The organism is Protofrankia sp. Cas8 (genome assembly GCF_963555845.1).
In the GTDB taxonomy this organism is placed as follows: Bacteria; Actinomycetota; Actinomycetes; order Frankiales; family Frankiaceae; genus Protofrankia.
In genome coordinates this window covers 1-8,756 of record NZ_CAUVXI010000135.1, presented here as the reverse complement: position 1 = coordinate 8,756, position 8,756 = coordinate 1, and the positions used below count along the sequence as shown (strand labels likewise).

The window sequence follows — 8,756 nt, the reverse complement described above, 5'->3', positions numbered from 1 at the left end:
TGGAATTGGCCGTTATGATGACGTTTTCTACCTAAGATGTCATTGCATGCGATAAATCTGGCCGATGGGCCGGGTACACCTTTAAGGATCTGGAGTTGCCGTAGGGCCGCGGTATGCAGCCTCGACCCACCTACCGCTGCGACCTCTCCGACGACCGCTGGGCACTGATCGAACCGTTCCTGACCGCTTGGCGGGCCAGGAACGCCGGACGCTGCGCAGCAACCTACGGCCGCACGATCACAAATATATACATAGAGTAACATACCGTGACATAATCGGCATCAATGTTCCAGAAGATCGAAACCCTTCCCGGCCCCGGGCGGTACTCGCGGGAGCCCTTTGCTACCTGATCGACATCTGCACCGTGTTCGCCAGGCTCGTCCACGACAGCATCGCCACGCTGGTCGACCGAACCAGCCGGTTCGTCGTGCTCGTCCGCATCCCCTACGACCGCACCGCCGAGCGGGTCGCCATTCAGCTGTCCCAGCAGTGGGCCGGGATGAAAAACGGGCGGGAAGAAGTAAAGTTGCTGAATCACGAGACACTACACCCGTCGGGCGGCTCCGAGGGGCCACAAACCTTCATCCCACGCAGCACCGTATCGAGCAAGGTTTGCCCACCTGACAACTTGAATAATCTTCCCGGTGCTGTTCAATTCCCCCCGGTTCGGTTGTCCGGGAACCGTGCTGGCATGTCATCGCGGCCCACATGCGGATGATTCTCAGCCGTTTATCGGGTCGACCCGGGGCTACACCGTCCAACGGTCGGGGTCGGCACCGCCGAGCCAACGGTCGATGTCGGAACGCCGCCAGACCCGGGTCCCACCCCAGGTCGCAGTCCGGTTGACCACCGCGACAGGAGCAGGCGCACGGGGATCGGTCCGCATCCGGTGGTCGACAGCCTGGCGGGTCACCCCGAGGACGGCGGCGATGTCGGAAGACCCCACGAACATCGGCGGCTCGTCCACAACCGTTGACGATAGCCTGCCCACGCGCGACCGCAGACCCAGATCAGGCTCTTCATACGGCAGGGCCGCTTCGCCGAGGCCGTGACGACACCTGGGTCGACCAGCAACGATGCCCGTCGTGCCGGGAACGGAGCGCACGGCGGTCGGCGAGCAGCATGATCGAGCGAGTGGAGACGAGGGGAATCGAACCCCTAACCCCTGCCTTGCAAAGGCAGTGCTCTGCCAATTGAGCTACGTCCCCTCGAGGGGAAACTCTTCTAAGAGTACGGCACGCAGCCGGTAGCGGGCAGGTAGCGGGCCGGTCACGGATGAGACCGCACGGGGCGCGGGTTGTGTTCCGCGGAGCACAACCCGCGCCCCGTCCCTACCCGGTGGCCTGTCGTGTCAGGAGTTGCAGGATGCAAGCCCCAGTGCCCTCAGGAGGGATCCGGCAAAATTCGCATCCTCCGGGCAGGAGGGCGTCGGTGCGGGTTGCGGCGACGGCGGGCTGGCCGAGTCGCCACCCCGCGTCAGCTCGGCCGTGCCGGCTGTCGAGGCGGACTCCTGGCCGGCTGAAGGCGAAGCCGCCGGGTTGGGCGCATTCGCCGGTGCGGCGGTGGATGGCCCGGTTGACGCCGCGGCCACAGGCCCCGCCGGATCGCCGGTGGGCGGACCAACGCCGCCCGGAGCCGCTGACGCTCCGACCGGGTCAAGCACGGACGTGGTACCGGCAGCCACCAGCCGCGGGTTGTTGCCCGATGCTGCCGGCGGCCGCCTGGGAGCAGCAGCCGCCGCCGCAGCAGCCGAAGCGGTGGTCACCCCGTCCTGTGCGTCCCGCGCGTCCTGCCCGGAAGGACCCACGATGCCGGGTGACGTCGTCGCCGCGCTGGCCGGCCCGTCACCCGACGTGCCTGGACGGACCACGGTCGTTTCATGCTGTCCGCCGCCCGAGAGCACAGCCGACACAACGAGCAGAATTATAGCTACGAATCCGCCCAAACCAGCACCCACGGCAACCTCGCGAGGCCGAGGAGTGTCGTCATCCGACCCGCTGGCGCCGATCAGGTGCCGTGATTCGCCGACGGGCACGCCGCTGTCGCTTGTCATCCGTCCCCTTCATGCCCGGAGCCACCTTCCAGGCGCCCGGACCGATCCCGGGCGTCCCCGTCCGACAGCCAGCTCTCACAACGCTTCGCCTACAACTTAGACACAAACGGTAATGAGACACATAGGATGCCAAAGGGAACTCAACCACAACCCCACTACTGGCGGGTTAAGCCCTCGGAAAAGGGCATGGGAGTCCAGGATTGAAGATCTTTAACGACCAGGGCATGCGGGTCCACCGGAGACTCCACGCAGCCGGAACCGGCCAGGCATCACAGCGGGCCGGCGGGTCGTTCACCGCCGACAGGCGCACAGGCGCACAGGGTCCCCGGTGGATGGTCAGAGGTCGAACCTGAACCATCCACCGGGGATCACACGATCACAGGGGTGACCGATACCTCAGAGCTGAGAGAGAGGAGCACACGCCCTGACAGGACAGCCTGACAGGACGGTCCTGCGGGCGGGACGTCAGTTCAGGTTGATGGCCGTGGTCGCCTCGTGCCAGAGGTCGACCTCGTCCTTACCCCGCCGACGGCGCACGACCGTCGCCACGGCGCCGGCGCCGGCGACAACTGCGAGAACTACGAGCTTGCGAATCATGTAGGCCAACCTACCCGCGTCGGGCGATGCTTGCCCACCCGCCTGGTGCGACCCGTTGTGGGCAGCCGTGGGCGGTCGCGGCCACTCGATTCCCAACAGGCGCCGGGAAAAGGTCAGCGCTGGTAGGTGGCCCGAAGGACCCCGCGGGCGAGGGTGTGGAACGTCAGGTTGAACCCGACCACCGCCGGCGAGACGGAGTCGGGGATCCCGAGCGAGGGGACGTCGACCGCATGGACGGCGAAGACGTACCGATGTGGACGGTCACCTTCCGGAGGTGCGACGCCACCGAAATCGACTGTTCCATAATCATTGCGGACGTGGAAGGAGCCCACGGGTAGGCCGGAAAGGTCACCGCTGGCCACTCCGTGCGGCAGTTCGGTGACCGAGGCTGGAACGTCGACCAACGTCCAGTGCCAGAAGCCGCTGCCCGTCGGTGCGTCCGGGTCGAAACAGGTGACAACGAAGCTCTGCGTCCCCGGCGGGAAACCCGTCCACGCAAGGTGCGGCGAGAGGTTCTGCCCGCCTGCGCTGGTGTGGACAGCCGTCGGCGGGAGCGTGTCACCGTCGGCGAAGTCGTCACTGGTGAGGGTGAACAACGGCGCGGGGGGGAGGGTATCGAAGGGGTCCGGGGACGTGCCGCGATCGAGCAGAGACATCAGCCAGCCTCATTTCCATTGTCAGATGATTACCGTCGTGCTGTGACATTGGTCGTGCTGTCGCATCTGCTGGGACACGACTTCTGTTGTGACACGACTGTTATGTGTCCGGCACGGCATTTCTAATACAACCTCGGCGCGACGTGGCTCACCGGGTCCGTCGGGTCCCAGGCGGCGGTAGCCATCCACATGCGGCCATGACGTGTGTCACCTTCAAAGTTAAGTTATGTTAACTTAACTTTGAAGGGATTGGCGGCGACGCGGCACTTGACACCGCGTCCCGATGCCGATAAATGATCATAAATAGCTTTCTGAAAAGGACCTTACGGGCACGGTGGTGCGCGGTGGGCGCCCGCAGAAAAACTCGGGCTCGTTGCGGGTTTTTGGGTGCCAAGTGGGACGCGCGGGCCTCTGGCCCGCTACCCTGGGAGCGTCCCGGTGGGGTGACTACCGACTCCCCCCGTGTTGGTGGTTTCCCACCGGGGCGCTTCCCCTCGGCGCAGCGGGGAAGTCGTTCATCGCCGTTGCCGCCCGCGCAGGCCCTCGAGCATGCCTTCGGGACAGGTACGCGCTTACGCTCCGGGCGTGAGGGCCATGATGTAGGTGCCGGGATGCGTCGCGCCTTCCTGGTTGACGATCGGTCCGTATGTCCACGGCAACACGGTGGAACTGCGCTCATCGGGTGGCGTGATGCCGAGGCGCGTCGCGGCAAAATCGGAGCTGCTGGCCGTGTCATCGGCGAGGTAGGTCAGCGTCGCGTGCGCGTTCGCGCCCGGTGCGAGAACGATCCTCGTGCTGCTGACGAGCGGGGATCGCGGGATGTCATACGTGGCTCCGTTCGCGGACAGCAGCTGCGCGCCCGGGAATCCGTACATGCTGCATCGGGTCGCCGACCGGTTCGTGAACGTCACGGGGATCTGGCGTTGTGACGCGGCGACGGTCGTGACCGTGCCCAAAGTGACGGTGAGGCCCGCCATGGCGCACCGCGTGATCGTCGATCCGGCGGAGACTGCCGATGGCGGAGTGGCCGCCGAATGCACGGCACCGGCCGAGCCACCGCAGGACGCGGCAACGAGCGGTAGCACGAGCAGCAGTACTTTCCGGCGCGGCACCCGATCGAGGTGTCGATGCATGCAGCCCCCAGGGCAGGTGTGCGGTTTCGGATGGAACGCGCGTGTTTCACCATTATGTCGTACACCAGCGTCAGACGGTGCGTAAATGCGGTGGATGGCTCGGATGGTGGTCGCCAGAATGGGCGGTAATCGTCGGTGGCTCGGGTGACCGGATGGGGGTGGAGCCACGGTGGGTTGGGTGTCGCTTGGCGGGCAGTTGTGGGGGCGGTTGTGGGGGCGGCTGCGAGAGTTTGCCGAACGCGCTGGCGAACCGCTCCAGACTGAACCCCTGTCGGAGCTTCCGGCTGTCGACTGGTTGCGTATTGCGGCTCGTGGGGACGACCGCGGTCTCAGCGCATCGGAGTTCGCGCAGGTCCGACGCGCGCTGGTGGCTGGCCGTGGATATTGCGCTGCGGGAGCAGTCGTGGGCGGCGCGCTGGTCGTGCCTGCTCCCGACTGCCCTTGCTGACGGCGAGATAGATCTTCTGCGCCTGGTAGTCGCTGGCTGTCACCACAATGGTTGGATTCGTGAAGGCGCGGTCGTCCACCTGTCTGGTCAGAGACACCCGGCGGCTGTCGCCGTGCTGGCGCTGCGTACCTGCGACTGGGTGCCACAGGTGCGGGAACGTGTGTGCGGAGCCGGTGAATACTGGCTGCCGCCGGGCGGCCCGCGGTTGGTCACCGCGGCCGCGATGGCGGGTCGAGGCGATCCGGGCGTTGCGTCGTCTCGGGCTGATCCGCCCAGCGGAACTGCTCCCGTTGCTGTCTGACGGGTCCGGCGCGGTGACCCGGGCGGCGGTCGTGGCGCTGCGCCACCACATCGGCAATCTTGACCCTGCACTGTTCGAGGCACTGCTGACGCCGGACAATGCGTCGCACGTACGGTTCGCCGGTTACCGGCTGCTGACCGGGGGGGACACCTGGCAGCGGTTGGCGACCAACCTCGCGCTGGTCGACGACCCCGACCTACGCCTGCGCGCCGGTTCGCGGGCGGACATCGCCAATTGGCTCGAGCGACAGGCGGCCACGACCTACCGCGCTCCGGACCCGGCCCGCGCCGGCTCACTCGCCAGGCTGATCGAGCAGGCTCGGCCGGTCCTGGGTGGGCCCAAGACGCGGTTGCTGCGGTTTCATGCCGGTCTCGGCACCGGGCCGGGACGTTGACCGGGATGCGCGAGACTGGACCCGTGGACATGTGGGGCAAGACCCTCTATGGGAACCCGTGCCGGGAATGCGGCTACGACTGGTCGACCACACCGGAAGCCGCCGCCGCGCTGATCGCGGCAATCCCGCAGCGGTACACCGACCTTCTCGACGGGAAGGACAGCTCCCTGCGACACCCCAACCTCGAGTGGACGGCCGGGGGGTATGTCTGCCACGTCACGGACAACCTGCGGATCTGGGCCGAGCGGCTCGCAGGAACTGCGCTGGGTAGCGGTATGGATGTTCCGGGCTACGACCAGGCTCTGCTGGGGCGCGCCCGTGCCTACAACCAGCTTCCCGTCGCCGGAGCACTCTGGTCTCTTCGCCACGCCGCCACCGAATGGGCAGAAGCCATCGACCTGGCGATGAGCGGCCGCGTCGTCCTGGTACACGCCGGACGCGGGAAGCAACACTCGGCTGACGTTGCCCACAACAACGCCCACGATGCCTACCACCACGAGTGGGATATTCGCCGAACCCTCGACCAAGTGGGTCCTGCTGACCAGCGGTGGCGATCAGGCGCTGCGGGAAGGTGTTCGTCGCCGTCCGCGACGATTTCACGGGCGTAGGCGTCGAATTCTTCCAGGCTGCGGAAGGCGGTCGTGCGGCCCGTCACGATGTCCTCGTCGGCCTTACGTTCGCCGGCCTGCCAGGCTGATGTCCAGAACCACGCCTGGTCGGGGGGAGGGTCGTCACATGGGGTGGTGCCCATCGTGAACTCGATCATCGCACCGGCATCCCTCGCCATGGCTCGTCAGGCGCCGCGCTGTTGGCTGCCACCAACGGTCTGGAGAGCGTCAAACCGGCTCAGGCTACAGCGGAGGACCAGCTTCGGGGTCATCCAGCGGGCCCCGGACGGGTGGGATCGTCTGGCAGCGACGCCCACATCCGGATCAACTCAGCCGGAGATGCCATTGGCCGGATCGTCACCACGTAGTGCTCGGCTTCGTCGTCCGCCGTGTCCGTGCTGGCCACCGTCACGAGTTCTCCACCATCCCGTTCTGTCCCGATCCCGTCGGTTGTTGGGCGCCGGCCCGGCCCTGCGGAAATCGTTCGACACGAGGCGGGGCCGGCTGACAACAAGCCTGACGGTCAACAGGGCAGCCGCGGAACGCCGAGGTGGCATGGAGTCACGGCATGGGTGCCGAAGCCCGATGAGAGCTGCCGACCGGTTGCCGAACGATCGCCGGCCGCTGCGGAAGCCCTGCCGCACAAGCGGATATACCGGGGCGGCATGGCCGCGCTACGCTCAGCGTGCCGGCATGTGCACGCGGCTGCGGTCAGCCATGCGGCTACCCCTGAGACGGCGGAGGACCGGTGCGAGAACCCGCTCCCCCTACACGGTCTCGCCCGCCTTGCTGGTCCGGGACGACATGCGCGCCGCCCTCTACGCTCACGATTTTGCCGCCGCCTTCCTGCTGATGCGTAAGTGGGACCACGCCAGCCAGGACCGGATCGCCTCGCCGATCGACGGCTTCAGCCAGCCGCGGATCAGCCGGATCGTCCGCGGCGAGGAACGGATCCAATCCCTGGAGGTCATCGAGTGGATCGCCGACGGCCTTCGCATTCCCGGCGCGTTCCTACGGCTCGCCCCGCGCCCCTGGGAAGCCGACACACCAGCGGGCGCCGCGCACCCGCAGACCATCGACCCGGCGGAACCGGAGACCTCACCCGGCCGGGACGTCGGCACCGGCGGTCTGGTGGTTGAGGAGGACTTCGCCGAACTGCGTTACGACGGCGGGGTCTACTACCCGCAGCAGCGCCGCCGGATCACTAACGTCGGGTCCGAACCGGTCACGCGCTACCTCATGCGGATCTCCGTCGACCGGTATCCGGGCGACCCGGAACGGTCCGCGCGGCTGTACCGGGCGAACCCGCTGCGTTGGGATTTCCTGCGTCTGGCGGCCCGATGCGACGGGGAGGAGATGTCCTGGACGGTGAAGACCGACTGGGACGCTCTCAAGGAAGTCTGGCTGCTGTTCGAGAACGTCCGCCGTCGGTTTCCGCTCTACCCCGGGGACACCGCGACCATCGAGTACGCCTACCAGGTCCGTGAGGACAAGTGGGGGCAGTGGTTCCAACGTGCCGTGCGCACGCCTACCCGGCATCTGTCGGTCAGCCTCGACTTCCCCGCCGACCTTGATCCGGTGGTGTGGGGAATGGAGACGTCCACGACAGCCGACGCGTTTCCGTTCCGAACCGCGATCCGGCGGGAGGGTACCGGTGACCGGCGGATCTTCTCCTGGGAGACGCACCATCCGCCGCTGCACACCCGCTACCGGCTGGAGTGGAACTTCCGCACCGCAGCCCCCGTCCCGAACGAGTCCATGAGCCCGAGCAGTCAGATGGCGTCGGTCGGGATCGTCCAGGACGACGCCGAGATCCTACGACACCCGGCCCGCTCATTCGATCTTCCTATGGAGGACGAGGATGCCCGCCGCGTCATCGCGGAACTGGTCTCGGCCATCGCCCGTGTCGCCGCCCTGCATACCTTCGGTAAGGGGATGGGGATCGCGGCACCCCAGATCGGGATCAACCGTGCCGCCGCGATCGTCCGAGCTCCGAACGGGGAGACAGTCACCCTGCTCAATCCCCGGATCGTCGAGGAGTCCCCGGACAGCGACGAACAGTACGAGGGATGCCTGAGTTTCTTCGACGTCCGGGGCCTGGTACCTCGCCCGCTGACGATCCACGTCGAACATACCGATATCGATGGGACTCGGCACATCACCGTCTTCGACCGGGGTCTCGCCCGGCTTGTCGCACATGAGATCGACCATCTGTGCGGCCATCTCTACACCGACCGGATGCGGCCGGGTGTCGGGCCGATCCCGGTGGAGCAGTACCGGGGTACGGGATCAGCCTGGACCTACAACCAGTAACAGGCACACGCTCCACGGCCAGGAAGCGTCGTTACGGTCATGCCGCGTCCGTCGCCGTGCACCTACTATGATCTTCCGCCGGCAATGCTCCCACACGCAAAGACCGACCGCCGAAGGCCATCGCCAAAGCGGTCGGACGTTGAGGAAATGCCAAGCTTTGTAGGACGTACCGGTGTGGAGCACCCGCCGACGGCGGGCGCTCCACACCGAACGGGTCAGACCGGGCGGACGTGCTCGGCCTGCGGACCCTTCT

At 66.7% G+C, this 8,756-nt stretch carries 10 protein-coding genes and 1 tRNA gene; 3 read left to right on the top strand and 8 right to left on the bottom strand.

From position 1 onward, the window contains the following. Positions 1-223: 223 nt before the first annotated feature. The 8 genes from U9977_RS18070 to U9977_RS18035 form a co-directional block, all read right to left on the bottom strand. Positions 224-538 (bottom strand): hypothetical protein, encoded by a 315-nt coding sequence (locus U9977_RS18070; protein WP_322750453.1) that lies wholly within the window; start codon positions 536-538, stop codon positions 224-226. 210 nt (positions 539-748) lie between these two features. Next, on the bottom strand, positions 749-952 hold the full coding sequence (locus U9977_RS18065; RefSeq protein WP_416210412.1) for a helix-turn-helix transcriptional regulator: 204 nt from the start codon (positions 950-952) through the stop codon (positions 749-751). 183 nt (positions 953-1,135) lie between these two features. Further along, positions 1,136-1,208: transfer RNA gene (locus U9977_RS18060), tRNA-Ala, on the bottom strand. Between the two features lie 143 nt (positions 1,209-1,351). Beyond that, positions 1,352-2,053: a hypothetical protein gene (locus U9977_RS18055; protein ID WP_322750451.1), complete on the bottom strand. Its 702-nt coding sequence runs from the start codon at positions 2,051-2,053 to the stop codon at positions 1,352-1,354. A 465-nt stretch (positions 2,054-2,518) separates the two neighbouring features. Continuing rightward, complete coding sequence (locus U9977_RS18050) at positions 2,519-2,650, bottom strand: DLW-39 family protein (protein ID WP_322750450.1); 132 nt, start codon at positions 2,648-2,650, stop codon at positions 2,519-2,521. A 113-nt stretch (positions 2,651-2,763) separates the two neighbouring features. Further along, positions 2,764-3,306: a YbhB/YbcL family Raf kinase inhibitor-like protein gene (locus tag U9977_RS18045; protein ID WP_322750449.1), complete on the bottom strand. Its 543-nt coding sequence runs from the start codon at positions 3,304-3,306 to the stop codon at positions 2,764-2,766. Positions 3,307-3,878: 572 nt separating this feature from the next. Then, positions 3,879-4,439 carry a DUF4232 domain-containing protein gene (locus U9977_RS18040; RefSeq protein ID WP_322750448.1) on the bottom strand — a complete coding sequence of 187 codons (561 nt, stop codon included), beginning with the start codon at positions 4,437-4,439 and terminating at the stop codon, positions 3,879-3,881. A 329-nt stretch (positions 4,440-4,768) separates the two neighbouring features. Next, the gene (locus U9977_RS18035) at positions 4,769-4,984 is read right to left on the bottom strand and encodes a hypothetical protein (RefSeq protein WP_322750447.1); all 216 of its coding nucleotides are present in this window, start codon (positions 4,982-4,984) and stop codon (positions 4,769-4,771) included. 76 nt (positions 4,985-5,060) lie between these two features. On the opposite strand from U9977_RS18035, the gene U9977_RS18030 reads away from it, so the two are divergent. The 3 genes from U9977_RS18030 to U9977_RS18020 all read left to right on the top strand — a co-directional run bounded on the left by U9977_RS18030 (position 5,061) and on the right by U9977_RS18020 (position 8,503). Further along, positions 5,061-5,582 (top strand): hypothetical protein, encoded by a 522-nt coding sequence (locus U9977_RS18030; protein WP_322750446.1) that lies wholly within the window; start codon positions 5,061-5,063, stop codon positions 5,580-5,582. 5 nt (positions 5,583-5,587) lie between these two features. Continuing rightward, positions 5,588-6,190 (top strand): hypothetical protein, encoded by a 603-nt coding sequence (locus tag U9977_RS18025; protein WP_322750445.1) that lies wholly within the window; start codon positions 5,588-5,590, stop codon positions 6,188-6,190. 804 nt (positions 6,191-6,994) lie between these two features. Beyond that, positions 6,995-8,503, top strand: coding sequence for a peptide deformylase (locus U9977_RS18020; protein ID WP_416210680.1), 1,509 nt, complete (start codon positions 6,995-6,997; stop codon positions 8,501-8,503). The last annotated feature ends 253 nt before the right edge of the window (positions 8,504-8,756 follow it).